The 25,305-nt window shown below is 56.4% G+C and carries 28 protein-coding genes and 1 pseudogene; 10 read left to right on the top strand and 19 right to left on the bottom strand.

The window, feature by feature from the left end; genetic code table 11:
- Positions 1-20: 20 nt before the first annotated feature.
- From MKZ35_RS09765 to MKZ35_RS09775, 3 genes are all read right to left on the bottom strand, one after another.
- Complete coding sequence (locus MKZ35_RS09765; protein WP_482513070.1) at positions 21-770, bottom strand: ferritin-like domain-containing protein; 750 nt, start codon at positions 768-770, stop codon at positions 21-23.
- A 404-nt stretch (positions 771-1,174) separates the two neighbouring features.
- Complete coding sequence (locus tag MKZ35_RS09770; protein ID WP_482513071.1) at positions 1,175-2,053, bottom strand: DMT family transporter; 879 nt, start codon at positions 2,051-2,053, stop codon at positions 1,175-1,177.
- Between the two features lie 122 nt (positions 2,054-2,175).
- The gene (locus tag MKZ35_RS09775) at positions 2,176-3,438 is read right to left on the bottom strand and encodes an MFS transporter (RefSeq protein ID WP_482513072.1); all 1,263 of its coding nucleotides are present in this window, start codon (positions 3,436-3,438) and stop codon (positions 2,176-2,178) included.
- Positions 3,439-3,647: 209 nt separating this feature from the next.
- Here MKZ35_RS09775 and MKZ35_RS09780 point away from each other — a divergent pair, with 209 nt between their 5' ends.
- Complete coding sequence (locus tag MKZ35_RS09780) at positions 3,648-4,520, top strand: HAEPLYID family protein (protein WP_482513073.1); 873 nt, start codon at positions 3,648-3,650, stop codon at positions 4,518-4,520.
- 32 nt (positions 4,521-4,552) lie between these two features.
- On the opposite strand, the gene MKZ35_RS09785 is transcribed toward MKZ35_RS09780, so the two are convergent.
- Positions 4,553-4,705, bottom strand: a complete 153-nt coding sequence (locus MKZ35_RS09785) for a DUF2256 domain-containing protein (RefSeq protein WP_482513075.1) — start codon at positions 4,703-4,705, stop codon at positions 4,553-4,555.
- A 244-nt stretch (positions 4,706-4,949) separates the two neighbouring features.
- Here MKZ35_RS09785 and MKZ35_RS09790 point away from each other — a divergent pair, with 244 nt between their 5' ends.
- From MKZ35_RS09790 to MKZ35_RS09800, 3 genes are all read left to right on the top strand, one after another.
- A complete protein-coding gene (locus MKZ35_RS09790; RefSeq protein WP_482513076.1) occupies positions 4,950-5,417 on the top strand; it encodes a DUF1572 family protein in 468 nt (155 codons plus the stop codon).
- Positions 5,418-5,539: 122 nt separating this feature from the next.
- Positions 5,540-6,106, top strand: a complete 567-nt coding sequence (locus MKZ35_RS09795) for a 2'-5' RNA ligase family protein (protein ID WP_482513078.1) — start codon at positions 5,540-5,542, stop codon at positions 6,104-6,106.
- Between the two features lie 112 nt (positions 6,107-6,218).
- The gene (locus tag MKZ35_RS09800; RefSeq protein ID WP_482513079.1) at positions 6,219-6,680 is read left to right on the top strand and encodes a hypothetical protein; all 462 of its coding nucleotides are present in this window, start codon (positions 6,219-6,221) and stop codon (positions 6,678-6,680) included.
- 201 nt (positions 6,681-6,881) lie between these two features.
- On the opposite strand, the gene MKZ35_RS09805 is transcribed toward MKZ35_RS09800, so the two are convergent.
- The 8 genes from MKZ35_RS09805 to MKZ35_RS09840 form a co-directional block, all read right to left on the bottom strand.
- Positions 6,882-7,085 (bottom strand): 2-hydroxymuconate tautomerase family protein, encoded by a 204-nt coding sequence (locus MKZ35_RS09805; RefSeq protein ID WP_482513080.1) that lies wholly within the window; start codon positions 7,083-7,085, stop codon positions 6,882-6,884.
- 2 nt (positions 7,086-7,087) lie between these two features.
- Positions 7,088-7,285, bottom strand: coding sequence for a DUF2798 domain-containing protein (locus tag MKZ35_RS09810; protein WP_482513081.1), 198 nt, complete (start codon positions 7,283-7,285; stop codon positions 7,088-7,090).
- Positions 7,286-7,293: 8 nt separating this feature from the next.
- Positions 7,294-7,758 (bottom strand): YybH family protein, encoded by a 465-nt coding sequence (locus tag MKZ35_RS09815; protein ID WP_482513082.1) that lies wholly within the window; start codon positions 7,756-7,758, stop codon positions 7,294-7,296.
- Positions 7,759-7,762: 4 nt separating this feature from the next.
- A complete protein-coding gene (locus MKZ35_RS09820; protein ID WP_482513084.1) occupies positions 7,763-8,302 on the bottom strand; it encodes a carboxymuconolactone decarboxylase family protein in 540 nt (179 codons plus the stop codon).
- A 63-nt stretch (positions 8,303-8,365) separates the two neighbouring features.
- Positions 8,366-8,941 (bottom strand): Crp/Fnr family transcriptional regulator, encoded by a 576-nt coding sequence (locus MKZ35_RS09825; protein ID WP_482513085.1) that lies wholly within the window; start codon positions 8,939-8,941, stop codon positions 8,366-8,368.
- 129 nt (positions 8,942-9,070) lie between these two features.
- Positions 9,071-9,331 carry a hypothetical protein gene (locus MKZ35_RS09830; protein WP_482513086.1) on the bottom strand — a complete coding sequence of 87 codons (261 nt, stop codon included), beginning with the start codon at positions 9,329-9,331 and terminating at the stop codon, positions 9,071-9,073.
- 201 nt (positions 9,332-9,532) lie between these two features.
- A complete protein-coding gene (locus tag MKZ35_RS09835) occupies positions 9,533-10,294 on the bottom strand; it encodes an SDR family NAD(P)-dependent oxidoreductase (protein WP_482513088.1) in 762 nt (253 codons plus the stop codon).
- A gap of 72 nt (positions 10,295-10,366) precedes the next feature.
- Complete coding sequence (locus MKZ35_RS09840; RefSeq protein ID WP_482513089.1) at positions 10,367-10,786, bottom strand: helix-turn-helix domain-containing protein; 420 nt, start codon at positions 10,784-10,786, stop codon at positions 10,367-10,369.
- 131 nt (positions 10,787-10,917) lie between these two features.
- Between MKZ35_RS09840 and MKZ35_RS09845 the strand changes: the two genes are divergently transcribed.
- Positions 10,918-11,820 carry a DUF3667 domain-containing protein gene (locus MKZ35_RS09845; RefSeq protein ID WP_482513090.1) on the top strand — a complete coding sequence of 301 codons (903 nt, stop codon included), beginning with the start codon at positions 10,918-10,920 and terminating at the stop codon, positions 11,818-11,820.
- 84 nt (positions 11,821-11,904) lie between these two features.
- Here MKZ35_RS09845 and MKZ35_RS09850 read toward each other — a convergent pair whose 3' ends face one another.
- The 6 genes from MKZ35_RS09850 to MKZ35_RS09875 form a co-directional block, all read right to left on the bottom strand.
- The gene (locus MKZ35_RS09850; RefSeq protein WP_482513092.1) at positions 11,905-12,876 is read right to left on the bottom strand and encodes a deoxyhypusine synthase family protein; all 972 of its coding nucleotides are present in this window, start codon (positions 12,874-12,876) and stop codon (positions 11,905-11,907) included.
- A gap of 43 nt (positions 12,877-12,919) precedes the next feature.
- Positions 12,920-13,114 (bottom strand): type II toxin-antitoxin system HicA family toxin, encoded by a 195-nt coding sequence (locus tag MKZ35_RS09855; protein ID WP_482513093.1) that lies wholly within the window; start codon positions 13,112-13,114, stop codon positions 12,920-12,922.
- 12 nt (positions 13,115-13,126) lie between these two features.
- Complete coding sequence (locus MKZ35_RS09860) at positions 13,127-13,357, bottom strand: type II toxin-antitoxin system HicB family antitoxin (protein WP_482513095.1); 231 nt, start codon at positions 13,355-13,357, stop codon at positions 13,127-13,129.
- An 84-nt stretch (positions 13,358-13,441) separates the two neighbouring features.
- On the bottom strand, positions 13,442-13,981 hold the full coding sequence (gene hslV / locus MKZ35_RS09865) for an ATP-dependent protease subunit HslV (protein WP_482513096.1): 540 nt from the start codon (positions 13,979-13,981) through the stop codon (positions 13,442-13,444).
- A 118-nt stretch (positions 13,982-14,099) separates the two neighbouring features.
- Entirely contained in the window at positions 14,100-16,655 is a 2,556-nt protein-coding gene (locus MKZ35_RS09870) for a TonB-dependent receptor (RefSeq protein ID WP_482513098.1), read from the bottom strand.
- Positions 16,656-16,793: 138 nt separating this feature from the next.
- Entirely contained in the window at positions 16,794-18,584 is a 1,791-nt protein-coding gene (locus MKZ35_RS09875; protein ID WP_482513100.1) for a pyruvate dehydrogenase complex dihydrolipoamide acetyltransferase, read from the bottom strand.
- A 429-nt stretch (positions 18,585-19,013) separates the two neighbouring features.
- Here MKZ35_RS09875 and MKZ35_RS09880 point away from each other — a divergent pair.
- A pseudogene (locus MKZ35_RS09880) lies at positions 19,014-19,900 on the top strand (Brp/Blh family beta-carotene 15,15'-dioxygenase).
- A gap of 102 nt (positions 19,901-20,002) precedes the next feature.
- Here the strand turns inward: MKZ35_RS09880 and MKZ35_RS09885 are convergent.
- Positions 20,003-20,617: a histidine phosphatase family protein gene (locus tag MKZ35_RS09885; RefSeq protein WP_482513102.1), complete on the bottom strand. Its 615-nt coding sequence runs from the start codon at positions 20,615-20,617 to the stop codon at positions 20,003-20,005.
- Positions 20,618-20,695: 78 nt separating this feature from the next.
- Between MKZ35_RS09885 and MKZ35_RS09890 the strand changes: the two genes are divergently transcribed.
- From MKZ35_RS09890 to menB, 4 genes are all read left to right on the top strand, one after another.
- Positions 20,696-21,139, top strand: a complete 444-nt coding sequence (locus MKZ35_RS09890) for a hotdog fold thioesterase (RefSeq protein WP_482513103.1) — start codon at positions 20,696-20,698, stop codon at positions 21,137-21,139.
- Positions 21,136-22,380: a chorismate-binding protein gene (locus tag MKZ35_RS09895; RefSeq protein WP_482513105.1), complete on the top strand. Its 1,245-nt coding sequence runs from the start codon at positions 21,136-21,138 to the stop codon at positions 22,378-22,380. Before MKZ35_RS09890 ends, MKZ35_RS09895 begins: the two co-directional genes overlap by 4 nt.
- A 117-nt stretch (positions 22,381-22,497) precedes the next feature.
- On the top strand, positions 22,498-24,360 hold the full coding sequence (gene menD, locus MKZ35_RS09900; protein WP_482513107.1) for a 2-succinyl-5-enolpyruvyl-6-hydroxy-3-cyclohexene-1-carboxylic-acid synthase: 1,863 nt from the start codon (positions 22,498-22,500) through the stop codon (positions 24,358-24,360).
- A gap of 114 nt (positions 24,361-24,474) precedes the next feature.
- The gene (menB, locus tag MKZ35_RS09905) at positions 24,475-25,293 is read left to right on the top strand and encodes a 1,4-dihydroxy-2-naphthoyl-CoA synthase (RefSeq protein WP_482513108.1); all 819 of its coding nucleotides are present in this window, start codon (positions 24,475-24,477) and stop codon (positions 25,291-25,293) included.
- Positions 25,294-25,305 lie beyond the last annotated feature (12 nt).

Below are 25,305 nucleotides of genomic sequence, written 5' to 3' on the forward strand. Positions count from 1 at the left end.
TAGACTCAGCTTAGCCCAGCTTAGTCTTTGGGCAGATTGCTAACGTCGATCTTCGAGCCTTCCACCAAGAAAGTATTGGCGATGGCCGCAACTTCAGCAGGCGACTTCGATCTTTCCAGGCCATTGGAAGGGTCTACTACATCGGGACCAACGAAGGTGCCATTCTGTATCATATCACGAATGAGGGCCGCGTGGCGAGCTTCAACCGAAACAATTTTACCGGCAATAGTCAGATAGGCAGGGTTGCTGATGAGCTTACCAGCGCCATTGTAAGCCGATACGCCTAGATCTTCGAAAGCCTTGGCAGTGCCTAGCACACTAGCCCGGCTAGAAAAGTTGACAGAAGAAAAGTTAGGAGTCAGATCTTTGATGGGCATGCCACCAGCAGCTTTGATAGCGGCTTTGAAAAAATCCTTATGAATTCTTTCGTGGTCAGCTATGTCCTTAAGAATTACTCTTTCGCCTTTCGATGTGTTGAGATAGTAATACCCCTCCAATACTTTAGCGTAGAAAGCAGCTTCTAGCTGCTCCAGAGCGTAGGCATAGTTTAAAATACCAAAATCGCCAGTGCCTACATTGACAAGGCCACTCCGTTTGTCAACCTGCTTGAAAATGTCATTGAGTCTGTCGTCGTCGCAACCGGCCAGCACAAGACCAGTCAAGGCTAAGCCAGCCCCAGAATAACGCAAAAATGAACGGCGCTGCAAAGGCACCATTACTTCCTCCTGAGCATTTTCTGCTTCGGGGGTCTTGTGGGTGAGTTTGGACATAGTGTTTTGGATTAATGGGTGAAAAGTTTTGATTATCTCTATACGTAGTCAAGATTGCATTCGTATTTAGCAAATCCTAATAATGCGTACTAATATCATTCAAATAAGTATTTATTACGTTAAAACATGATACTATTTCTATAACGTTTGCATTCTAAGTGTGCAAAACTTAGTTTAAAAAAAGTGTATGTGTAAAAGCCAACCTATTACTTTCCTTGGCTCCTGATATATGCTGCTACACGCCAACAAGAGCCCGGTGTACGCTACGGTATAATACCACAGATAGTATAAAACCAATTGCCTTATTTCAGAAAACTGATTTTATAAACAGCCTAAGCGATTGACTTACAATTCTATAACGTGTCGACCTGTACTATAACCTGAAAAATGCCCCCCAGCAAGCTTCAGACCACAGGTTCGGCTACCGGAGCTTCCAGCACGGAACGATGGCGACGGACGTACCACGTATTGAGTACCACGCCCAACAGTACCAGGCCCATGCCCAGGTAAACTTCAGGGCGGAATGCCTCGCCAAAGAACACGAAGCCTAAGCCCAACGCATACAGAATACCTATGTAGTTGAGATTGGCTACGTTGGAGAGCTTTTCGGCCTGGTAGGCTTTGGTCATAAATACCTGGGCGCCCTGGGTCAATACACCGGTGAGACCCAGCCACAGCCAGTCGAGGCCCTGGGGCGGCACCCAATTGAACAGGCAGTACACGGCGGCAATGGGCAAAGCCACCATAGGGAAGTAGAATACCACGACCAACGGATGCTCCCGGCCTTTCAAGCGCCGAATAGAGTTGTAGGAAAAGCCCGAGAAAATCGCCGAGGCTACGCCTAGCGCCAAGTACAGCGGATCGACGCGCGTATCCACTCCCTCCACTACCAGCACGCCGGCAAACGACAGCAGGAAGAACGCCCACTGCCAGGCCTTCACCTTCTCCTTCACAATGAAAATGCCCAGCATCGTGGTAAAAATGGGCGCCAGATACTGAATGGTGACGGCCGTAGCCAGGGGCATTTGCTGGAGTGTACAAAAGTAAAGAATGAGGGCCAGCGCCCCGGTAGTACCTCGCGCAATGAGAAAGAAGTGGTTGGAACCCCAGGGCGAAACATGCAGCAGGCGGAGGGTTGTATAGCTGATAACAATAGAGATAACCGACCGAAACAAGATGATTTCGAGGGCGGGCAAGTGGGGCAGCAGCTTCACGCACACATTCATGAGCGCGAAAAACAGTGTGGAGAGCAACAGATAGCGGGCACCCTGGGTAAGCGGCATAAAGAACATTTATCAATTAACAACCACCATTTAACAATGAGCAATTACGCGAAATGCTCCTAGACGCTTATGAAGCATCTTGGGGGGCATTGTGCTCATTGTTAAATGTTAATTGATAAACGTTAAATCAGTTCGCGGTAGCGCACCAGCAGCACGGCAGCGGAAGCCACAATAAAGCCCCCCAGCAAGGCATAGCCCCAGGCTATATTGGAGCCCAGCGTGAAAAACCGCAGAGAAAATAGCAGGATAAAACCGGTCCGCAGCAGCACGTTCACGACGTTGAAAATGCTGTTTACCCGCCCGATTACCTCATTGGGTACATGCACGAATAGGTAGCTCACCCGCAGAATACGCGTGCCGGCATTGGTAAAGCCCAGAACCAGCGAAAACGCCAAAAACAGTCCCACCGACCGCGTAGCCGCGGCCACGCCGAAGCTAACGCCAGCTATCAGCATCAGCACGATGACGGAGCGCAGCGTGGGGTGGCGCAGGAACACCCGCCGTACGAAAAGACCCGCGCTCAGGGCACCGGCGGCATAAGCCACCTCGGCGGCGCCAAACACGGCCGCGCCGGCTTTCAGATGGTTGTGTACATACAAGGGCATCAGCGCGTTCAGGCTTACCAGCAACCCCACGAATACTGAAAAGGAGAACAAGCCGAAAACCCACACGGCGCGGTGCTCCCGCAAATAGGTAACGCCGGTGCGCAAGCGTTTCCAGAGTGTGCCCAATTCTACCTGGGTGTGAATAACGGGCTGGTGGCGAATGAAGGCAATGAGCCCAACGGCCACGGCGTAGGTAATGCCATCGAGCAGAAATATCTGGTGCAAAGGCCAGGCTTCCAGGGAGAAAGGCAAGGCCAACTGCATCCCAAACAGATTGTACGTCTGGCCCACGGGCAAGCCCTCCAGCAACAGGGCCGCCAACGCGCCACTCACCACCGACGTAGACTGTCCCACAATTTCGATGACGGAAGTAATGCGCGGGTAGTCTTTGGGCAGACTGATTTCCTGGGCAAAAGCGTAGAGGTTGGGGTAGTGAATACCGTAGCCAAAAACGGTGGTAGTAAAAGCCAGCAAAATGCCCCCCAGCGGCACCCCACCCGTGGCAAAGCCATAGCTGGCCACGGACAGCAGCACAACTCCTTCCACCACGTTCGAGGCCAGAAAAACCCGCTTACGGTCGAAACGGTCCACTAAAGCGCCGGCGTACATGCCCCAGAACAAGGAGGCAAACGTGACCAGGCCGTACAATAAGTTGAAGGTGCTGGAAGCGCCCTGGCGAGCAAAAAACCAAGGCACGGCCAGCATCGTGATGCCTTGGGCAAAGCCGGAAATAGCGTTGGCCGTAAACAAAAGCGCCACGGCGCGGCGGTTATTTTTCAAAGGAATAAGGGTGGGAATAAGTATCGCTGCTGGTATAGAGTAAGTCTTGACTCATTAGCTATTAAGGCGCACGCTACTTTCGCCGTCAGCTCGTACTTGAGTAGAAATGGTTATGGCAGCTTCTTGTTAAAAGGCGATTAAAAATAGTGGCTTGTCAGGTCAGCGGCAACGTTTTTGTGCGCCGGCGGCTTTGTCAATCTACTACTCTTATGAAATTCCTTTGTCTGCTTTTGTCGGTTTTCTTCCTGATTGCGCCTTCGGCTTTGGCTCAGCAAATCGAGCCCATCGAACCTACCAGCAACTCGCTCGACAGCCTCTACGTGCAGGAAATAGAAGATGCGCAGGAGCCAGACAAAGTGCTGCACGCCGAGCCTCTGTTCGTTGACCTTATCCGCGACCTGGGCGCCAGAAAAGGGGAAAGTGAGTGGAATGTGGGCGCGGGCCTGACCGATAACCTGCGTTATGACAGCTACGAATTGTTGGTAGAATACGAGTGGGCGCCTCTCAACCGCTTAGGGCTGGAAGTAGAAGTGCCCATGACTTTCTACTCCGGCACTCAAGAGGCTGATGTGGGGCAGCCCCGCAACAGAATCAATGGTCTGAAAACCGCTTTTCAGTACTCATTTTTCGTGTCGGAGAAGCTGAAGACGTCGATGGCAGTGGGCTATATTAATGAGCTGACCATGAATGAGTTTCGGGAGCTGAATCGTAAGTTTATCACGGGCAATGTGTACAGTCCCTTTTTTGTCGCGGCTAAGCGCTGGGGCGACAATTATCACTCCCTGATTTATACCGGCCCCATCGCCGACCAGCACTTTGCCACGGGCCGCACCGAATGGTCGTATCAGCTCAACTCCAGCTTTCATTACATGATACCAGGCACCCGCAACTTTCTGGGCGTCGAGGTTAACAAAGAATGGCGGCACGGCGACTTTGACATGACCATCCGGCCCCAGATGCGCGTGGGTATTGCCGATAATCTGCTCATAGGTATTGTGGGGGGCATTCCGGTACGGCGGGAGGAGCAACGACTCAGCTCCTTTGTGCGCCTCATCTACGAGCCCGGCCACAAGCACAAATAATAGCGCCTGCGGGTTTGGCTTTCTTTCTACGCCTAGTTCCTGTGCTTATTGCGCTGGCATTTCTCACCACAGTATTTCACTTCGTCCCAGCAGTTGCGCCACTTTTTGCGGTACTCGAAAGGCCGCCCACAGGTGGCACAGATCTTCGTAGGCAGATTGCCTTTGGTAAGTTTGGCCGGCAGCATGAGATGAAAGTAAAATGTGGTGAAGCAACACCGAAGCCAACTGAATAGTTAAAGGCGGACCAGCGCAATCAAAGGCTATAGGGGGCATTTCAGCCCTTAGCAGGCTTCTCACCCCCGCTCTCACTCGCCTCGGCAACAATATTTAGCTACTTCTCCTTTTCCAACAAAAAACTAAAAGGCTTGCCGTGCTTATAGGCTGCCTTTTTTGTAATCTAGTAGTCATTATACTCTGACTTCTACCACTATGTCGCTGCTGCCAAATGATACGCTGGGCCAAGCTGTGCTGGCCAATATGCGCCACAACTTTGTTCAGTATAAAACGCTGGCTGACCGCGCTTTGGCGCAGCTTACGCCTGCTGAATGGCTTTACTGCCCCGCTCCCGGCTCCAATAGTGCCGCCGTCATTGTGCAGCACATGGTAGGCAACCTGCGCTCCCGCTTCACCGACTTCCTGACTACCGATGGCGAAAAGCCTTTCCGGAGCCGAGACCAGGAATTTGAGGAGCCAACCACGCCCGCAGCCATCTATGTTCCGGCTCTGCGGCAGCAATGGGACGAGGCCTGGCAACTCCTGCTTGATCTGCTGACTACCTTGCAGCCCAGCGATTTGCTGCGCACCGTTACTATTCGGGGGAGGCGCACTCAGTGCTGGCGGCTTTGCAGCGGCAGGTGGCGCACTATAGCTCGCACGTGGGTCAGCTGGTGCAGTTAGCCAAGATAATTCGGGGAACAGAGTGGCAAAACTTGAGTGTGCCACGCGGGCAAAGCGAAAACTTCACGCAGCAAGTGCGGGCCCGTGCAAACCCTACGCAAGATTCTCTAGTTTAGGGACGTATGCTCGCAATAACTACCCTGCTCAGTCCGCCCAACGCGGCGCGCATCAACCGCATCATTAAAGGGCTGGAAACGGAATTTGGCCTCGACGACGTGCAGGCCACCGCCGATCCGCACATCACCTACCAGCTGGCGGGGGTGCGCAAGCTGTCGTTGCTCAAGGCCGTGCTGCGCGATGTGGCCCGTACTACCAAGCCGTTTCCGGCCTTTACCACGGGCCTGGGCGTGTTTCCGGGCCCCAATCCGGTTATCTACATTCCGGTGCTGCGCTCCGATGCCCTCAACCAGCTGCATATGCGCATCGTGAACGCCACCGCCCCGCTTTGCCTGCGCACCGACAAGTTCAGCGGCCCCGACTGCTGGATGCCGCATATTTCCCTGGCCTTGCACGATACCTCGCCGGACTTACTCGGGCCGGTGCTGCAACACCTCAACGAAGAGACGTTTAACCTACGTCTCAATATCAACAACATCGCTATTCTGCGGCAGGAAGGCGAGCAGTTCGTGCAGGAAAAAGTCTTCGGATTTGAGGGGCATAAAAATGAGAAAGCACCTCTGCTTTTTTAGCTTGTGCTTTTTAGCAACCATTTAAGAAAGAGCACCAACCAACAATTTGCCCCCCAGCGCGGCATTTTCGCTCCCACTGCCGACCTTTACCGCTTCACATTCCCTTTTCGCTATGTATCCTGCTGTACTTGCACTGCACTCCTGGTCGCGCTGGCTGGTGGTTATTTTCGGACTCATTGCCCTGTATCGGGCCTTCGTGGGCTGGCAGAACCGTCGCCCTTACCTTGGTGCCGATAATGGCATGGCTGCCGCCTTCGTGGGCTCCATGCACTTGCAGCTGCTGCTGGGCCTGATTCTATACTTCGGACTGAGCCCGGTAGCCCAAGCCGCTACCCAGAATATGGGCGCTGCCATGAAGAATCCGGAGCTGCGCTTTTGGGGCGTCGAGCACATCACTACCATGATTCTGGCGGTCATTATTGCGCAAGTAGGTCGCTCACTTTCCAAAAAGACTATCAATCCGGTATCCAAGCATAAGAAGGCGTTCATCTGGTTTGCTGTGGCCCTGGTGCTCGTACTGCTCATGATTCCGTGGGGCATCTGGAACCCCGAGCGGCCACTGTTCCGCATCTAATGTGGCCGCCTCTAAAACCACAAGTCCCCGGCTATTGATGTAGTCGGGGACTTGTGGTTTTTGATTGATCATAAGAGAAAGGCGAACCTGCCCAAGCGACGCACCGGACAATGGCAGCCTACCTTATTTCGCTACCGCACCGCCGCGTTTGCCGCCATGCGTATTCGGTAGAAAGCATTAACTACCGCGCAGCCCTTTATGCTACTGCGCTTTGCTCCGGCGCCTCGTCACCGATTCGCCGGCGATGCCCCAGTTGTCGGTTTCCACCTCGTCGATGATGACGAATGTTGTTGCTGGGTTTTTATTAAGTACTTCCTGGAGCAGCTTCGTCACCCCGACTATTAGGGCGCTTTTTTGTTCGGCAGTAGCGCCGTCTTTGGTGATTTTGATATTGACGTACGGCATAGCTATTTCATGTATTTGCGAATGAGTGGGGCTACGTACCGCAACGACGGTACGGCCAAGGTACAAGCTATCAGCCAGGAGCGCAGCCAGAGCCACCAGAAATGCTCCGTCCAGCCAATATTCACGCTAATCAGCACAAACGTAATGTAGGACGTCACTACGGCGGCCGTCAGGATCGTGGGCTTGAGGTTGGGAGCCACGGGCTTCTCTAACGATATACGGCGGACTGGTACGCCTGTAGCAGCGCTGGGTCATCGATGGAGCCGTGGTGGTGAATCTGCTTCCAGTGGCCGGCGTGCCGGATAAAGACGCGCGAGGTTCGGATGGCCAAGTCGAGTTGGGTGGCGCCGAGTCGGAAGTGGCCCCGTTCGCGCCCGGTGGCGAAAAACATCTGCTCGGTGACGTGCAGGGAGTAATCGTAGAACTCTACGTACATCTCCGCCGAGCCATGAAATATTTTCTCGTAGCCACTGGCAATGTCGGCCCAGCCCCGGCGAATACCGCCGATGGGGTTATCCATGGAGCATCCCTCGGTCGTGAGCCAGACATCCTGCATCAGCGGCAGGCTACGCTCGTTGAAAGCTTTGTAAAAGCGCACCAAGGCTTGCAGCTCTTCTTGGGCCAGGGTAGCCGAGGTTTCTGTGCCGGTGATGGGAATCGTAATCGGCTGCATGATGCTAGGCGGTAATTTCTGAAACCAGCGGGAAATCGATGGGCACGTTGGCAAGGCCGTGCAAGTAGTTCGTGATGGTTTTGTCGCCGATGACCATGACGACGTCCACCAGGCTTTCCGCTGTATACCCCACCGCGAAAAAGGTTTCCACCACGGCTGCATTGGGGTGGCCGTGGCTGACCACGGTGGCTTTCACCAACTGAAGCAGCGCGTCCAACTTCCCATCGAAAGCCGCTGTCCCGGTGCGGATTTCCAGGATTTGCGCGTCGGTAAATCCCTGCATCTTGCCTACCACGGTGTGGGCTGCCTGACAGTAGCGGCACCCGTTCAGCTGGCTTACCACTAGGTTGATGACTTCCCGCTCTTTGCCGCGCAGGGAGCTTTTGCGGTTTTGCAGAGCCAGATAATCGGCCAGGGCGGTGGGGGAGTGAGCCATGAACGCGTACATGTTGGGCACAAAACCCATTCCTTGCTGCAGCGTATCGAATAAGGCTTGATTGGGCGCGGACACCTGGTCGCGCGTGGGGACGGAGAGTGGGGTCATAATTGACAGGCTAAGAATGGCAGCACCCCTTGGGTGCTTTCGTTGAGCCAAAGGTCCGCTACCTTATCTGCCCGCACCTTGATGTACATCAAGAAAGTACTTTTTGCGGAGGCGGCTCAGTGTTTCGGGCTCGATGCCGAGGTAAGAGGCCACGTGCAGCAGCGGCAAGCGGTTCTCGACAGCGGCGTACTCTTCCCGGAACAGCGCATAGCGCACGGTGGCGTTGTCGCGGATCAGCGACTTTTCGCGCTGGCATTTCTTAAGGGTTTGCAGCTCGAAGATGTGTTTGCCAAACTCCACCCAACCCGGATGCCGCTGGTACAGTTGCGCCAGCAAGCGGGCCGAAATTACCCGTACGTGCGTATCCTCCAGCGCCTGAATGGCCCATTCGGTAGGTAGTTGAGTGAGAAAGCTCGTGAAGGCCGAGGCGAACTGGGCTTCGGAGTAAAATTCGACGTTGTACTCCTTGGCATCAGCCGCGACGTAGGAGCGCAGCAGCCCGGCCTCGATCCACCCAATTTTGTCGCACACAGTGCCAGGCTGCAGAAAAAATTCGCCCTTCTTGAGTACGAGTTGATGGGCGTGAGCTGTGAAAAAATCAAGTTCTTCGGCAGGCACTGGCAAATCGGGGAGCAACATAGTATACGGGGGCGTAGGAATGTACTTGGCTGGGGTTCTGCTTTTGTTCAAATAGGCATCTACCACATTTTGGACGGCCGTGGGCAATGCTTTTTTGGCAATGAGAGGTCCTTCTGATCCTCCCCCCACCTACCGCATCGTATGCAACAAGAACTTCTTCTCCTGCTCGTCTTTTAACCGAGTTTCGTCCTGGCGTTTGAGGTCGCGCAACTCAATTTCAATTCCTTGATACGTAGTGCTGGGGCCTGCTCCACGGCGGCGGGTAGGCCCAGGAAAATGTGCTCCGCCGGCTGCAAGGTAAGAAAGTGCGTGGCGTGTTTGCGGCACCAGGTCGCGACCATGCTGTGGCCCTAAATACCGTAGCGCCGCTGAGTTTGCTTGCAACTCCACTCCTCACGGCCGACTTCGCCCACCCATCACGGCTAACTTAAAGGCCAGGCTGTAGTCGCGCTAACTATGCCCAACTCGTTTTTCCTCGGATACTTACATGATGACTTCAGAGAAAGTGTCAACCCATGTCCAGACAAGATACTACCAACAAAAAAGCCCCCCAGAAATATTCTGGGGGGCTTTTTTACGTGGTTTTATGAGTTACAGCGAGTAGCCGCCCGAGGCTTCAATGCGTTGGGCATTCACCCAGCGGGCTGCGTCGGAGCACAGAAAGGCTACTACGCCGCCGACATCGTCGGGCTCCCCAATGCGACCCAGAGCTGTGTTAGCCGACATGTACTGCTCCAGCTGCGGGTATGCCTCCCGAACGGCAGCCGTAAAGTCGGTTTTGATGATGCCGGGCGCCACCACGTTGGCCCGGATGCCGCGGCTGCCCAGCTCTTTGGCCATGTACTTGGTCAGGGTTTCGACGGCGCCTTTCATGGAGGCATAGGCCGCGTAGCCCCGTGTAGTGAAGCGCGCTAAGCCCGTCGAAAAATTCACGATACCGCCCCCATCCGCCAGGAGCGGCAGGAGCTTTTGCGTAAGGAAGTATACGCCTTTGAAGTGCACATTCAGCAGGTTATCAAAGTCTTCCTCGGTTGTTTCGGCGAAGAGCGACGAAGCATCGATGCCGGCGTTGTTAATCAGAAAATCGAAGTTACTGCGGTTCCAGTGCTGCTGTAGGTGCTGGGTGATGGCCTGAGTAAATGCTGGAAAAGAAGCGGTAATGCTGGTGTCGAGTTGTAGGGCAACGGCCTTACGGCCCAGGGCTTCTATTTGGCTTACTACTTCGCTAGCTTCCGTTTCTTTGCTACGATAAGTAAGGATCAGGTCGTGGCCGGCGTGGGCGAGTTGGAGGGCGGTATTGCGGCCGAGGCCCCGGCTGCCGCCGGTTACGAGGGCTATCTTATTTGTGCTCATTACTTTGTGTTGCTAGGTTAATAACACAAAGGTGACCTGTCTTGCGGCCGGAAGTATGGTGACAGTTTCAGTTTAAATGGTGAGTGTTTCCGTTTTTTCGGCGCGCTGCTCGGCCCACACTTGCTCCCGGTACTGCTTAGGCGTGCAGCCCTCGAAGCGCTTAAAGAACTTGGTGAAGTTGGAGGCATCAAAGGTCAGGCCGGCGGCAATGTCGGCCACGGAGCGGCCAGGGTCGCGGAGCTGCTCACGGGCCACGTCCATGATACGTGCCTCGAAGTAGTAGCAAGGCGAGTGGCCGGTAGTGAGCTTAATGGTATTGCTCAGGTGCGTGGGATGAATGTGCAGCTGATCGGCAAAGTCTCTGATTTCCAGCATTTCAGTAGCCCGCCCCGCTACTACATCGGCCAGGTGCACATCGATCAGACGCAGCAAGTCGGCGGTTATCTCGTGCTGGCGAGCCAGGACTTTCTTGGGAAGGGGCGTGGTTAGCATAAATTCAAATTAAGCAGAAAACAGGTAGCGCGCTTACGAAACAAATCAACCTGAAAAAGCAGAAATTCTCAGGTTAACTATATATATTTCATTTCTGATGTCGCTTATTCCAAGATACATACACTCTGTCTATGCACTCCACAGTTACTATTAGCCCCGCTTCTACCGTTTCGACTGCCACCCAGCACTCGAAGGACTGCCTCAACTGCGGCCACGAGGTACCCGATAGGTTCTGCGGCCGCTGCAGCCAGGATGCGCACCATACGCACCGCCTCACCATGACCGACATGCCGCACGACATCCTGCACTCCATCTGGCACGTCGATAAGGGCATCCTGTACACGCTGAAAACGATGGTACGGCGCCCTGGGCTTACCATTCGGGCGTATCTAGCTGGTAAGCGTGTCGACCATTTCCGGCCGCTGTCGCTGCTGTTTATGATAACGGGGCTTTACGCGCTGCTGTCGTCGGTGCTGCACATTCAGATGCTGCCGCCCCGCGACCCCACTATGCCCGAGGCCGTGTGGAAGATGCAGCAAGCCTCCACTGGCTTCCTCATGAAGTACATGAGCTGGTGCTACGTGGCCATGGTACCGGTATGGGCGCTGTTTGCACGGTGGTTTCTGCGGCGCGGCGGCTACAACTATGCCGAGTGCCTGATCATTGCGGCCTTCATCACGGCCATCATCAACTTCTTTGCCTTGCTGTACCTGCCGGTTACGTACACGTATAGCGGCACGCCACAGATTGGTACCGCCAGTATGTTGTTCATGCTGCCGGTGGTTGCCTACGCCACCTGGGCTTATGGCAGCTTGCTCAAGCACACTACCCTAAGCCTGGCCCGCCGCCTGTGGTGCGGCTTCATGACCTACATGCTGGGCTACATAGTCTGCGTGCTGGTGATTGTGATTACTACCTACGCCGTAAACTGGTCTACTTTCAAGGAAGCCCTGAAGCAGCAGATGGAGCAACAGGCCAGGGCTGCTAAGCAGGCCAGTACTACTAAGCCAGCCGTTGCGCCCCGACCCCGCTAGGCTTGCATGCTCATCAACCGACGTAAAAAAGCCCCCCGCTGAATACAGCGAGGGGCTTTTTATATGAATAACATAGGAGGACAACTACTGCCCCAGCACCATGGCAAACACCAGCGGTGCCACAATCGTAGCATCCGACTCGATGATGAACTTAGGCGTGTCCTGGCCCAGCTTGCCCCAGGTAATTTTCTCGTTGGGCACAGCACCGGAGTACGAACCGTAGGAAGTAGTGGAGTCCGAAATCTGGCAGAAGTAGCCCCACAGCGGCACGCTGGTGCGGCCCAGGTCCTGGTGCAGCATCGGCACCACGCAGATGGGGAAGTCGCCGGCAATGCCGCCGCCAATCTGAAAGAAGCCTACTTTGCTCTCGTCCGTGGCCTGCTTGGTGTACCACTCAGCCAGATAAATCATGTACTCGATGCCGGTGCGCACGGTATGTACATTCTGGATATCACCGCTAATAACGTGGCCAGCGAAGATGTTGCCCAGGGTGGAATCTTCCCAACCGGGGCAGATGATGGGCAGGTTTTTCTCAGCAGCGGCCAGCATCCAGGAGTCTTTGGGGTCAATCTGGTAGTACTGCTCCAGCTCGCCCGACTTCAGGATTTGGTAGAAGAACTCATGAGGGAAATACCGCTCGCCGGCCTTATCGGCCTGCTCCCAGAACTTCAATACTGAGTGCTCGAGGCGGCGCATGGCCTCCTCCTCGGGAATGCAGGTATCGGTTACGCGGTTCATGTGGCGCTCCAGCAGAGCCTGCTCGTCGGCCGCCGTTAGGTCGCGGTAATTGGGCACCCGCTCGTAGAAGTCGTGGGCTACCAGGTTGAAGATATCCTCCTCCAGGTTGGCACCGGTACAGCTGATGATCTGCACCTTATCCTGGCGAATAAGCTCAGCCAGTTGGATGCCCATTTCGGCCGTGCTCATGGCGCCGGCCAGCGTAATCATCATTTTACCACCTTCCGCGAGATGCTTGTTGTAGCCTTCGGCGGCATCAATCAGGGCAGCAGCGTTGAAATGGCGGTAGTGGTGCTTAAGGAAATTAGTGACTTGCATTGTTTGTTGTTCGTAGTTAGTTTTTTGTTATTCGTTTGCGGCGTTACCGGCCGAAAGGCCCCGTAATCTCCAGGTCGCGGCAGATTTTAACAACCAGAAAATCTTTGATTTCGTTGTGGCGCGGCACGGCCGTTAGGGTTTTCTTTTCCGGATGCATAAAGACGGAATGATTGCCGCCCTCCCGCTTCAATACGCAGCCATTTTGTTCGAGATGCCGCACCAAATCACGCCGCTTCATTAGCCCGGATAGTTAAGCCACTAAACGTATAGCTTCCCGAATAACTGTTCGGCCGGCTAGTTGCTCCTCCGCCAGCTCACGGCGCACGTCCAGTACCAGTTCCAGTGCCTCACGCAGATTCCGGCGCGCTTCTTCCAGCGTTTCGCCCTGGGTATTCGCCCCCGGAATCTCCTCGATGTACGCCACGTAGCCGCCCTCCGGTGCTGCCTCGAATACGGCCGTGAATGATACCTGTGCTTCCATAGAGTTATTGTTTAGTGCTCAGCTAATGACGGCAGTTTTTCGCGGCGGGGACTTTTTGCTTATCAAATGCCCCCCCAGAAGAATCTATACCGGTTCCTCAATCATGAGGTTATGATTGGTATAGATGCAGATATCGGCGGCAATGTGCAGGGCATCTTCTACCATTTGGCGGGCTGTGAGATGGGGCGCGTGCTTCTTCAAAGCTAAGGCGGCGGCCTGAGCGTACATGGCACCCGAACCAATGGCAGCTACGTCGGAGTCAGGCTCCAGCACGTCGCCGGTGCCGGCCACGATGAGCAGCTCGTCTTTGTCGGCTACCACCATCATGGCTTCGAGCTTGCGCAGATACTGGTCTTTGCGCCACTCTTTGGCCAACTCAATGGCGGCGCGGCGCAGCTGCCCGTTGTAGCTACCTAGCTTCTCCTCAAACTTATCGAGCAGCATAAAGGCGTCGGCGGTGGAGCCAGCAAACCCGGTTACTATTTTACCATCGTGCAGCTTACGGATCTTGCGCACGTTGCTCTTGGCCACATGCTTATCCATGGTGGCCTGCCCATCGGCGCCAACGGCAATCTGCCCGTTGTGGCGCACGCCCAGGACAGTAGTTGATCTTATTTTGGTCATTGTATCAATTAACATTTACCACTTAACAAGCAAGTATCAGCTAACAAAAGTCGGGCTGGCACAGGATAAGCCTAGTACCAGCCCATTGTTAAATGGTAAATGTTGATTGTTAAATGAATTAGAAACGGGCCTGCAATTTAGCAAAGTAAAACCGGCCGTTCGAACCCATCTGCACCGGGTCCCAGGCACCACCGGTTTCGGTGAGCTGCGGATCGAAGCGGTTGGGGTAGACGTTAAACAGGTTGGAGCTGCCCACTGAGAGCTGCAAGTGGTCGGTGAGGGCGTAGCTGAGCGACAGATCGGTGGTGGTGCGCGGCTCGTACACCTGCGTGTTATCGTCGTAATCAATCAGCTCAATCTCCGCGAAGCGCACAAAGCGCAGCAGCGCCCCAAGGCGGCCCAGCTGGTAATCGAAGGTGAGGTTGATTTTGGAGGGCGGTGCCGAGGCCTTCACAAAAGCCTGCTCGCGGGGGCCAAAGAATTCGTCTTCGCGCCCGGCCAGCCGGCCGGAGGTCGTCACCCGGTCAATGCGCAGGCGGTTGAAGTTGGCGGCCAGCGTGGAGTTCAGGCGGCCGCCGCTCAGCGTCAGCGTATGGCTAAGCACGGCATCAAGGCCCAGCGAGGAGGTAGAAGCAGCATTGGCAAAGAACTGCGCCTGACCTACGTTCAAGGCCTGCAAATCGGCCCCGATAACCGGGTCATCGGCGGAAAACTGGCTGGTAAGCACTACCCGGTCGTTTACTTTGATGTAGTAGCCGTCCAGGGTCAGGCTCAGTGATGAGCCCAGCCGGCTGGTCAGCCCCACGTTGGCGCTGGTAGAGGTTTCCTGCTTCAGACTCGGAATGCCCAGCTTCTGGGTGACGGCGCTGTTGTTGCGGGCCAGCAGCACTTCCACGGCCTCGCCGCCAATGAAGTTGGTAAACGTGGAATTGAAGTTGATCTGAGCCAGCGAGGGCGCCCGGAAGCCCGTGCTAAACGTGCCGCGCAGGGTCAGGAACTCAGTCAGGTTGTAGCGCGTGGCGGCTTTGTAGTTGAGGGTGCTGCCGAAGTCGCTGTAGTTCTCGTAGCGCAGGGCGGCGGCCAGCAGCCAGCGCTGGGTCACGTTCAGCTCGGCATCTACATACGCCCCCACGTTGTCGCGGTCGGCCTTGATGGCGTCGCTGGGCTGATAGCCAGGAAAGCCCTGCGAGCCGCCCGCTATGTCGGAGCCGGGGGCATAGTTGCGGTAAGAGGCTTCTTCGCCGGCAAAGAGCGAATACCACTCGCGCCGATATTCGGCCCCGGCCGCCAGGTTGAAGCCTTGCAGTACCGTTTTGTAGTTACGCGTGGCGCTCAAACCCACGACGTTCTGTTGGAGCTGAAAGCCCCCCGCATCAAAAGTAGTGGGCGAGCTTGCGCCCAGCGTCGCGTTGAGCGTGTTGCGCAGACCGTACTCAAAACGGTTGGAGCCGAAATTGTTGCTCAGGTCCAGGTCCCACCCGCCGGCCAGCACCCGCGCGCCAACCACGGCCGAGCCGTCCACAATGTCGCTGGTAATGATTGGGTCGAAGCCGTTGGGGTAGATGGCGGGCACGTTGCGCTCATCATCGGGGAAGCGCGTCCAGGCGTAGGCGTCGCCGCCGCGCTTGTTCATGCCCCCAAACGTATAGATATGGGCTTTGTCGCTGAGCGGAAATTTGGCGTTGACGTAAGCCGCCGCGTTCGACACTTCCGGGTCGCCGTACTGCCGCCGGGCTATGCCATCGGGTGAGGGCACGTTGGCGCGCTGCGTGTGCTCGCGCTTATTATAATCGAGCGTGGCATTCACGAAGCCGCCTTTGCTTCCCACTCCTATACCGTAGTTGACATTGGCATTGAAGTTACCGCCGTCAAACGTCTCATTGTCGAAGCGGTATTTCGCGTCGTAGGCACCGTAGTTGGCGCTTACCGTCAGCTCATCCACGCTGTTTTTCAGTACAATGTTGATCACGCCGGCAATAGCGTCGGAGCCGTACTGGGCGGCCGCGCCATCGCGCAGAATCTCAATTCGCTGGATAGAAGCCGCCGGAATCACGTTCAGATCGGTGCCCGTATTGCCCCGGCCGCGCGAGCCGAACAAGTTGACCAGCGCTGACTGATGCTGCCGCTTTCCGTTCACCAACACCAGCGTCTGGTCGGGGCCGAGGCCGCGCAACGAGGCGGGGTCTACGTGGTCGGCACCGTCGGAGCCTGTCTGGCGGTTGGAGTTGAACGACGGGGCCACAAATTGCAGGAGCTGATTCACGTCCAGCTGCCCGGTTTTGGCCGTTACTTCCCGGATGTCAATTATATCAACCGGCGAGGGCGAATCGGTGACAGAGCGGTTCTGGCTGCGCGAGCCGACAACCTGCACCGCATCCAGGCTGGTAGTAGCTTCCGCCAAGCGCACGCTTATGGGCCCTGCGCCTGCACTTACTTCCTGGGGGGCAAACCCAATGGAGCTAATAACCAGCGTGGGCGACTGGGAGCGCGCGCGCAGCGTAAACCGGCCACCGCCGTCGGTACCGGTCCCGTTGTTGGTTCCTTTTTCCAGCACCGTGGCTCCCACTACCGGCCGACCCGCCGCATCCAAAACCTGGCCCGTCAGCGTTTGATCCTGACCCATAGCCATGACACTTGTCAGGCACATAATTGTAATCGGTACTAGCTGTTTCATGACTTAGAAAGAAAAGTGAATGGATGCTTGGGGCTAGATGGGCGGGGCAAAAACATATTGATTTTACAATAAAGCGAATAAATAAAAAAACCAGCCCGTGAAGGCTGGCTTTTTGAAGCTGGGGGGCAAATCTGATTATTAAATCAGCATACGCATGGGGTCTTCCAGCAAGGCTTTCAAGGTCTGGAGGAAGGCGGCGCCGGAAGCACCGTCTACCACGCGGTGGTCGCAGCTTAGGGTCACTTTCATGAGGTTACCCACGGCCAGCTGCCCGTCGCGTACCACGGCAGTCTGCTTAATGCCCCCCACGGCCAGAATACAGGCATCCGGCGGGTTGATGATGGCGGTAAATTCCTCGATGCCGAACATGCCCAGGTTCGAGATGGTGAAGGTGCTACCCTCCCACTCAGCCGGCTGCAGCTTCTTACTCTTGGCTTTGCCAGCCAGCTCTTTCACTTCGGTAGCGATGGTAGACAGGCCTTTGCCGTCGGCGTTGCGCACTACGGGCACCAGCAGGCCTTCATCCACGGCTACTGCTACCCCAATGTTTACCATGTGGTTTTGGCGAATTTTGTCGCCAAGCCACGAGGAATTGATAGTCGGGTGCTGCTTCAGCGCCACGGCGGCAGCCTTAATTACCAGATCGTTGAACGACAGCTTGATGGGTGACAGCGCATTGAGCTGGGTGCGAACTTCCATGGCGCGGTCCATCGTGATTTCCATCGTCAGATAGAAATGCGGAGCCGAGAACTTGCTTTCCGCGAGGCGGCGCGCAATGACGCGGCGCATCTGCGAAACGGGGGTGTCGGTGTAGGTGCCTTCGGGCTGGGCGCTGGTGGGCGCGGCAGCCGGAGTGCTCGGCTGCGCGGTGGGCGCTGCTTGGGGCGCTTCGACCGGCGCGAGGTATTCGGGAAGCGGTGCGGCAACGGGCTTTGCGGCCGGGACAGCCGGGGCAACACCGGGCTGGAAGTTTTCCACGTCGCGCTGCACGATGCGGCCATTGTCGCCGGAGCCTTTTACTTGGCTGATGTCGATGCCTTTTTCCTGCGCGATGCGCTTAGCCAGGGGCGAGGCCAGCACACGGCCGCCACTTGGCGCGGCAGCTTCAGTCGGAGCTGAAGTAGTTGCCGAGGCAGGTGCGGCAGCTTCAGCGGTGGCCGGAGCAGCCGGGGTTTCAGCAGCAGGTGCAGCAGCTTCTGGCGCGGCCGCAGCGCCACCAGATTTGCCCCCCAGCAGGGCTTCTATGTCAGCGCCTTCTTCCCCGATGATGGCCAGTACGCCATCAACAGCTACTGCTTCGCCGTCTTTTGGGCCGATATACAGCAGGGTGCCATCCTCGTAGTTTTCCAGCTCCATGGTCGCCTTATCGGTTTCCACTTCAGCCAGCACATCGCCTGATTTTACTTTGTCGCCTACTTTCTTGAGCCAGCCAGCAATGACGCCTTCCGTCATCGTGTCGCTCATTTTGGGCATACGCACCACGGTGGCTTTTTTGCCGTTGCCAGCAGCAGCGGGCGCGGCGGCTTGCGGCGCGGCGGCCGGGGCAGCAGGTGCAGGAGCAGGAGCGGGCTTCGGTGCTTCCTTGGGTGCCTCCGCGACAGGAGCAGCTTCGGCTTTGGGTGCTTCGGGAGCGGGGGCAGCGGCGCCATTGCCACTTTCTATTCCGGCCAGCAAAGCCGAAATATCCTCGCCCTCTTTGCCTACAATCGCCAGTACGCCATCCACGGGCACGGCTTCTTTTTCTTTGGGACCAATGTAGAGCAGAGTGCCATCCTCATAGTTTTCCAGCTCCATTGTGGCTTTGTCGGTTTCCACTTCGGCCAGGATGTCCCCGGACTTCACTTTATCGCCTACCTTTTTGAGCCAAGCCGCAATGACGCCTTCGGTCATCGTGTCGCTCATTTTGGGCATTTTTATGATTTCGGCCATCTGCTTTTTGGGCTTGGGTTGTGAAGGGTCAAAATTAGCCTGAAATTCCGCGCTGGCAAATGTACTTGCGCAGCTGGAAGTGCAGCTCTTCTTAACGCGGCAAACTATCCTGTGTTCTGCGGGTTGATAACGATGAGCTAAGCCGCACGGCAAATCATCAGAAAATATTGCTGCAAGGCGGCCTTAGTAATCTGATTAATTGACTTGTACGTCAATATGTTATTCCATAGCAAAACGACCCTAGGTGTTAAGTTAATGGAGGTAGATAAATACGTATTCGATCCTGTGCGCGCTCACCTCATTCCTCTGTCTGTACACTAACCACATATCACTGTGCAGCTCCGCTCCGCCAGCTATTCTTACGCTATTGTGGCCAGCGCGGCTCTGCTGGGAGCCCTGTTTCCGACGGCCGCACCCACGGTGCTAAGGATGCCGCTGGTGTTGGGCCTCGTGCTGTTTGGCATAGCCCACGGTGCCTGCGACCATTGGGTAGTGCCCGCCGCCCACCCCCAAAGCCAATCTATAGGCTATATGCTTCGGTTTTTGGCAGGTTATTTAGGACTGGCGGCCGTGGTCCTTGTTTTGTGGCGCTTGTTTCCGGCCGCAATGGTGGCGCTGTTTTTTATGCTTACCGTGTGGCACTGGGGCTCCGCCGACGCCGCCGAGCCCCGCAGCAGTCAGGATCGGGGCCAATGGCTACTGCACAGCGTACTTCGTGGGGGCTAATTTTTGCCATTCCTGCCTTATGCTGGCCCCTCGAAACCCGTCAGATAGTGAATGCCTTACTGGAGTTTGTGGGCGCTGAGCTGGTTACGGCACCGGCTTTCACTTGGGCAGCTACTTGCCTGGGCTGGGTAGTTGCCCTTGGGCACGTGGCGCTGGGGGGCATTTTTATTAGCCAAAAGCAGTGGGGCCTGCTGCGTACGGAGCTGCTGGAATTGAGTTTACTCGGCGCCCTGTTTGCGGCCCTGCCCCCTGTGTTGTCGAGCGGGGTGTACTTCGTGTTCTGGCATAGCCTGCGCCACGTGTTGCGCATGAACCGGCTGATGGGCTACGAGGGCGCACCGGCCGGGTGGCGGCAGCTTTTGCGCGAAACCCGCTTTTTTACCCTTCGCTCCTTGCCCTTGTTGCTGGTAAGCCTAGTGGCGCTGGGGGCACTCTATTGGTATCTGACGCCTTATCTGCCCGATGGTCTGGCGCTGTTGAGCCTGGGCTTGGTGGTGGCGGCCGTGGTCACGCTACCCCACGCGCTGCTGGTTACGGTGGTGATGGACGCTGATAAGTGGCAGCTAGCCAGAGCAAAACCGGGTATATAATTCTAAGCTCCCGTTTGGCAGGGGCAGCAAAAATACCCCCAGCTGATGCGTACATCGCCCAACGATTCTCAGGCCCCAGGAAAGCGAAGCTGGAATTTGGCGTTACTGCAAATGAGCTGTATCCAGAAAATTACGCACCGAAAACATGGAGCCCGTGTAGTGCAACTTGTATAGACACAGGTTGCGGTGCTCAAAAGCATCCATGTGGCTTAAATTATAGTTGAGCAGCTGGCACAACAGCACCCGCATGGCCCGGCCGTGCATGCACACCAAGATGGTTTCTTCCTCTGGGCGGCTGATTATAAGCTCAATAAAGGCCCGCTGGCGAGCCGCTACCTCATCCGGGCTTTCGCCGCCACTGAGCCGAGCATGAGTTTCGCCCCGCTCCCACTGGTGCAGCACACCCTGATACTCAGCATCTTCTTCAGGCGTGATGCGGGTGCCCTCGCGCACGCCCCAGCTAATCTCATTCAGGCCCGGATGCGCTTCGTGAGGCAAGCCCAAGTCGAGGAAGCTCTGCACCGACTGGTGGGTGCGCTGCAAAGTAGAAGTGTAGACTTTATCGAAAGCCAGATGTTTATAAGCGGCGAAGAAACGGCTAGCCTGTTCGTAGCCGGCCGCGTTCAGGGAAGAGTCGACGCCGCTGCCCTGCACAATGCCCTGCACGTTAAAATCGGTTTGCCCGTGCCGAATGAGGTATATTTTTTTGACGCTCACTTTACCCCTAGCTTTGTTGTGACGGGTCCGAAAGTAGTGGTTTTTCAGGCCGCTGACCCAGCTTTTTCATTTCCCTCTATGATACCACCCGCCCCTACCCTCGCGCAGCTCAATGCCTGGTGCCGCAATACGATGGGCGAACACCTCGGCATGGAACTGATCGAAATCGGTGATAAACTGTTGGTTGGCCGCATGCCCGTTGATCACCGTACGCACCAGCCTATGGGCCTGTTGCACGGTGGCGCTTCTGTGGCGCTGGCCGAAACCCTGGGTAGCATAGGCGCCGCCTTACAGGTTGATAGAACCAAAAAAGCTTGTGTAGGGTTAGAAATCAACGCGAACCACCTGAAAGGAGTCCGCTCGGGCTTTGTGGTGGGTCGGGCGGTGGCCTTGCATGTGGGGCGCACTACGCAAGTGTGGGAAATCCGCATCACGCACGAAGAAACGGAGGCCCTGGTTTGTGTCAGCCGCATTACCATGGCCGTCATTGATTTGCCCCCCAGAGCGGGCGAGGCCGCATGAGCCAGCGCTCCCGGCCTACGCTAGTACCGTACCCCGGCAGTGAGCAGCTAGCGCCTACGGAGCAGCTGCGGCAGCTGGTGGCGTATGCCCTCCAGGCAGATTTGCCGGTAGCATTGTGGCGGCTGCCCGGCATGACCCACGCACAGCTTTGCTTAAGCTTCTCTTGGGAAGAAGCGCTGACGGGTTTGCCCCCCAACCTCGAAGCAAGCGCCCCGGCGGGCTTCGCATTCTTTCCCTTTCGCGACTCCGACCACAATCCGGCCTTATTTCTGCCCGCCAACGTTTTTTTTGACACGAAGCATGCTGGCCAGTTTTGGGTAAATAAAACCGGCACAGCTGACTTCCGCCTGACCGAGCTGCGGCAGTTTCTGGAAGCCACCCCGGACACTACTTCGTTGCGTTGGCACCAGAGTCCGCAACCGGCTCCCGCAACTGCTTCATTCGCTGAGTACACCGCGCTGGTACGGCGGGGTGTGGCGGCTATTGAGCAAGGGGAGGTACAAAAGGTAGTGTCGTCGCGAGCCATGCGCCAGCTTTTGCCCCCCGGCTTTGATGCGCTGCTGGCTTTTGAGGAATTGCAAGCCCGGTATCCGCAGGCATTTGTGTCGCTGGTGAGTGCGCCGGGCGCGGGCACCTGGCTGGGCGCCACCCCCGAGGTATTGGCGGAGGTTACGCCAGAAGGCACTTTTCGGACGATGGCGCTGGCCGGTACGCAGCCGCTCACGCCCGGCCTGACGCCCCAAAAAGCTATTTGGCGGCAGAAGGAAATAGAGGAGCAGGCGTTGGTGGCCCGCTACATCGTGAGCTGCTTTAAGCAGTTGCGCCTCCGCGAATACGACGAAATTGGCCCCCGCACCGTCGTTGCGGGCGAGCTGCTACACTTGCGTACCGATTTTGCGGTGCATTTGCGGCAGGTGCCGTTTCCGTCGTTGGGCACCGATATGCTCCGCCTGCTGCACCCAACTTCGGCGGTGGGCGGGATGCCCCGGCAAGCTGCCCTCAACTTTTTACAGCAATATGAGGGCTACGACCGGGCGTATTACAGCGGGTTTCTGGGCCCGGTAAATCTGCCGCAGGCGGGCGTCGCGCGCTTGTTTGTCAATCTGCGCTGCATGCAGCTCCGCCCTACTGAAGCAATTCTGTACGCTGGCACCGGACTCACCATCGATTCTGACCCAGAACGTGAGTGGGAGGAAACGGAGCTGAAACTCCAGACCGCGGGAGCAGTTTTAGATGGGTGAATCCGCTTAAACAACAATAATGGTAGTCATATCAAAAGGCGGTCATGCTTCGGCTCCGCCTCTGCATGACCGCCTTTTTTCGTAGTCTAGCTTTCAAAATAATTCTCACTCAATATCATGCAGGCAGTTTATAACATCGCGGAAATTTGCGCCCGCCACGGCATTACGGATGTGGTGCTGTCGCCGGGCTCGCGGTGTGCGCCCCTGACTATTGCCTTTGCCCGCCACCCGGAGATTCGGGTGCGCACGGTGCCCGATGAGCGGGCAGCCGCCTTTATTGGGCTGGGACTGGCGCAAAGCCAACGGCGGGCGGTAGCGCTGGTGTGCACCTCCGGCACGGCGGGCCTGAACTACGCGCCGGCCGTGGCGGAGGCCTATTTTCAGCAGATTCCGCTCGTTATCTTTACTGCCGACCGTCCCCCGGAGTGGATCGACCAGCTCGACGGCCAGACCATTCGCCAAACCGACCTCTACGGCGCGCACGCCAAAGGCACGTTCACCTTCCCCGCCGATACCAGCCACGCTGATGCCAAGTGGCATTCGGCCCGCATCGTGTCGGAGGCAATCAATACGGCTCAGCAGTTTCCGGCTGGACCGGTGCAGGTAAATATTCCCTTGCGGGAGCCTTTTTACCCGAAAGCTGGCCAGGAGTTGCGGTTTGAGGAAGTGAAAATAATCCGTGAGCAAGCGGGCACGCCAAATTTGCCCCCCAGCGAGCTGGCGAGCTTGGCCCAAGCACTGCGCCAAACTTCGCGGGTGCTCGTGGTAGCCGGACAACACACTTTTGATGAGCAGCTGGTGCGAAGTCTTCGGGAGTTTGCGGCAGTCTATCAGGTGCCGGTGGTGGGCGATGTGATTGCCAATTTGCATCAGCCGGTAGGGGGTAATTCTGAGGCCGCCGTGCTTATAGGCCATCAGGACGTGTTTTTGGCCGTGCCGGATTCAGAGCTTAAAACCGACCTGCGGCCGGGACTGCTCATTACTTTTGGTCAGTCGCTTATTTCCAAGGCCCTAAAGCTGTACCTGCGCGAATTTGCCCCCCAGCAGCACTGGCACGTGCAAGCCGCCGGTTCGGTAGCCGATACGTTTAAATCTCTGACGCGCATTATTCGGCTGGAACCGACCACCTTTTTCGAGCAGTTGCTTCTGCTTGATGAACAGCCGGTTGCTAGCTCCGAGCTGATAGCAGCCGAAGCAAGTAGGCTTATAGCAGTGGCGGATGCTACCCGAGTTGTTTCCGCTCCCGTGCCATTAGGTATTTCGACGCACGCCAACGCGTCAGAATCCGAAGATGCTGGTGCGGCCGATGCTTCTTATGTCTCGCATTGGCAGCGGGCTGAGCAGTGGGCTAATGACTTCTTAACTGATTTTTTTACTGCTACAAATCAGCCTTTCAACGAGTTTTCGGCCTTTCATCACACCCTGCGGCTTCTTCCTAAAAACACCGCTCTGCACCTCGCCAATAGCATGGCTGTGCGCTACGCTAATATTCTGGGCCTGGCCAACCGCTTTACGGAGGTTTTTGCCAACCGCGGCACCAGCGGCATCGATGGCTGCACCTCCACTGCGGTTGGCGCGGCGCTGGCGCAACCCGAGCGGCCCGTGGTTTTGCTCACCGGCGACGTGGCGTTTTTCTACGACCGCAACGCGCTCTGGCACAATTACCCATTGCCAAATCTGCGTATTGTGTTGTTCAATAATCACGCGGGGGGCATTTTTCGGCTGATCGACGGGCCACGCCAGCAACCGGAGCTAGAGGAGTTTTTTGAAACCCACCAAGCCCTTACGGCTGAGAATACGGCGCGCGATTTCAATCTGCGTTATTTCACGGCTAACACTTTCGCCGAACTAGAATCGGCTTTACCGGTTTTCTTTGCACCCGAAGGCGGCGCGGCCCTGCTGGAAATCACCACCGACAGCGCCACCAACGCCGCCTTCTTCGAGCAGTATCGTACTTCCGTCAGAACATCTTTTTCTTAAAACACTGCGAACCTCAGCGAACCCTCTGCGTGCCTCTGCGGGAACCTAACAATGGCATTTCCCGCAGAGGCACGCAGAGGGTTCGCTGAGGTTCGCAGAAAAATCATTCGCACTATGGCTATTACTTGGACTCCGATTAAGGAATTCCGCGAGATTCTCTTCACTTTTCACGAGGGTATCGCCAAAATCAGCATCAACCGCCCGCACGTGCACAATGCCTTCACGCCGCTTACGGTGCAGGAGATGATTGAGGCCATGGATATCTGCCGCAACCGCACGGATATTGGTGTCATTATCATCACTGGCGAGGGCGGCAAGGCCTTTTGCTCGGGCGGCGACCAGAGCGTGCGCGGCCACGGCGGCTACGTGGGCGAGGACACCGTGCCCCGCCTCAACGTGCTCGATTTGCAGAAGCAGATCCGCTCCATTCCCAAGCCCGTTATTGCCATGGTGGCCGGTTGGGCCATCGGCGGCGGCCACGTCCTGCACGTCGTCTGCGACCTGAGCATTGCCGCCGAAAATGCCCGCTTCGGCCAGACTGGCCCCAAAGTAGGCTCCTTCGACGGTGGCTTTGGCGCAAGCTATTTGGCCCGCGTAGTAGGCCAGAAAAAAGCCCGCGAAATCTGGTTTCTCTGCGACCAGTACGACGCCCAGGAAGCCCTCGACATGGGCCTCGTAAATAAAGTAGTGCCGCTGGAGCAGCTCGAAGAAACGACCGTTGCCTGGTGCCGCAAAATTCTCGAAAAAAGCCCCCTGGCACTACGGATGCTCAAGTCCAGCTTCAACGCCGAGCTCGACGGGCAGGCCGGTATTCAGGAGCTGGCCGGCAATGCCACGTTGCTCTATTACCTGAGTGAAGAAGCCAAAGAAGGCCGCAACGCCTTTGTCGAGAAGCGCAAACCCGACTTCGACAAGTTTCCGAAGTTTCCATAGGGCATGGCCGTC

The sequence above is a fragment of the Hymenobacter sp. R533113 genome (assembly GCF_056835965.1).

Excerpts from the sequence above, each read along its gene's own strand:
- MKZ35_RS09765 (WP_482513070.1), bottom strand. The coding sequence starts at position 770 with ATGTCCAAACTCACCCACAAGACCCCCGAAGCAGAAAATGCTCAGGAG.
- MKZ35_RS09770 (WP_482513071.1), bottom strand. The coding sequence starts at position 2,053 with ATGCCGCTTACCCAGGGTGCCCGCTATCTGTTGCTCTCCACACTGTTT.
- MKZ35_RS09780 (WP_482513073.1), top strand. The coding sequence starts at position 3,648 with ATGAAATTCCTTTGTCTGCTTTTGTCGGTTTTCTTCCTGATTGCGCCT.
- MKZ35_RS09785 (WP_482513075.1), bottom strand. The coding sequence starts at position 4,705 with ATGCTGCCGGCCAAACTTACCAAAGGCAATCTGCCTACGAAGATCTGT.
- MKZ35_RS09790 (WP_482513076.1), top strand. The coding sequence starts at position 4,950 with ATGTCGCTGCTGCCAAATGATACGCTGGGCCAAGCTGTGCTGGCCAAT.
- MKZ35_RS09795 (WP_482513078.1), top strand. The coding sequence starts at position 5,540 with ATGCTCGCAATAACTACCCTGCTCAGTCCGCCCAACGCGGCGCGCATC.
- MKZ35_RS09800 (WP_482513079.1), top strand. The coding sequence starts at position 6,219 with ATGTATCCTGCTGTACTTGCACTGCACTCCTGGTCGCGCTGGCTGGTG.
- MKZ35_RS09805 (WP_482513080.1), bottom strand. The coding sequence starts at position 7,085 with ATGCCGTACGTCAATATCAAAATCACCAAAGACGGCGCTACTGCCGAA.
- MKZ35_RS09815 (WP_482513082.1), bottom strand. The coding sequence starts at position 7,758 with ATGCAGCCGATTACGATTCCCATCACCGGCACAGAAACCTCGGCTACC.
- MKZ35_RS09820 (WP_482513084.1), bottom strand. The coding sequence starts at position 8,302 with ATGACCCCACTCTCCGTCCCCACGCGCGACCAGGTGTCCGCGCCCAAT.
- MKZ35_RS09825 (WP_482513085.1), bottom strand. The coding sequence starts at position 8,941 with ATGTTGCTCCCCGATTTGCCAGTGCCTGCCGAAGAACTTGATTTTTTC.
- MKZ35_RS09835 (WP_482513088.1), bottom strand. The coding sequence starts at position 10,294 with ATGAGCACAAATAAGATAGCCCTCGTAACCGGCGGCAGCCGGGGCCTC.
- MKZ35_RS09840 (WP_482513089.1), bottom strand. The coding sequence starts at position 10,786 with ATGCTAACCACGCCCCTTCCCAAGAAAGTCCTGGCTCGCCAGCACGAG.
- MKZ35_RS09845 (WP_482513090.1), top strand. The coding sequence starts at position 10,918 with ATGCACTCCACAGTTACTATTAGCCCCGCTTCTACCGTTTCGACTGCC.
- MKZ35_RS09850 (WP_482513092.1), bottom strand. The coding sequence starts at position 12,876 with ATGCAAGTCACTAATTTCCTTAAGCACCACTACCGCCATTTCAACGCT.
- MKZ35_RS09855 (WP_482513093.1), bottom strand. The coding sequence starts at position 13,114 with ATGAAGCGGCGTGATTTGGTGCGGCATCTCGAACAAAATGGCTGCGTA.
- MKZ35_RS09860 (WP_482513095.1), bottom strand. The coding sequence starts at position 13,357 with ATGGAAGCACAGGTATCATTCACGGCCGTATTCGAGGCAGCACCGGAG.
- hslV (WP_482513096.1), bottom strand. The coding sequence starts at position 13,981 with ATGACCAAAATAAGATCAACTACTGTCCTGGGCGTGCGCCACAACGGG.
- MKZ35_RS09870 (WP_482513098.1), bottom strand. The coding sequence starts at position 16,655 with ATGAAACAGCTAGTACCGATTACAATTATGTGCCTGACAAGTGTCATG.
- MKZ35_RS09875 (WP_482513100.1), bottom strand. The coding sequence starts at position 18,584 with ATGGCCGAAATCATAAAAATGCCCAAAATGAGCGACACGATGACCGAA.
- MKZ35_RS09890 (WP_482513103.1), top strand. The coding sequence starts at position 20,696 with ATGATACCACCCGCCCCTACCCTCGCGCAGCTCAATGCCTGGTGCCGC.
- MKZ35_RS09895 (WP_482513105.1), top strand. The coding sequence starts at position 21,136 with ATGAGCCAGCGCTCCCGGCCTACGCTAGTACCGTACCCCGGCAGTGAG.
- menD (WP_482513107.1), top strand. The coding sequence starts at position 22,498 with ATGCAGGCAGTTTATAACATCGCGGAAATTTGCGCCCGCCACGGCATT.
- menB (WP_482513108.1), top strand. The coding sequence starts at position 24,475 with ATGGCTATTACTTGGACTCCGATTAAGGAATTCCGCGAGATTCTCTTC.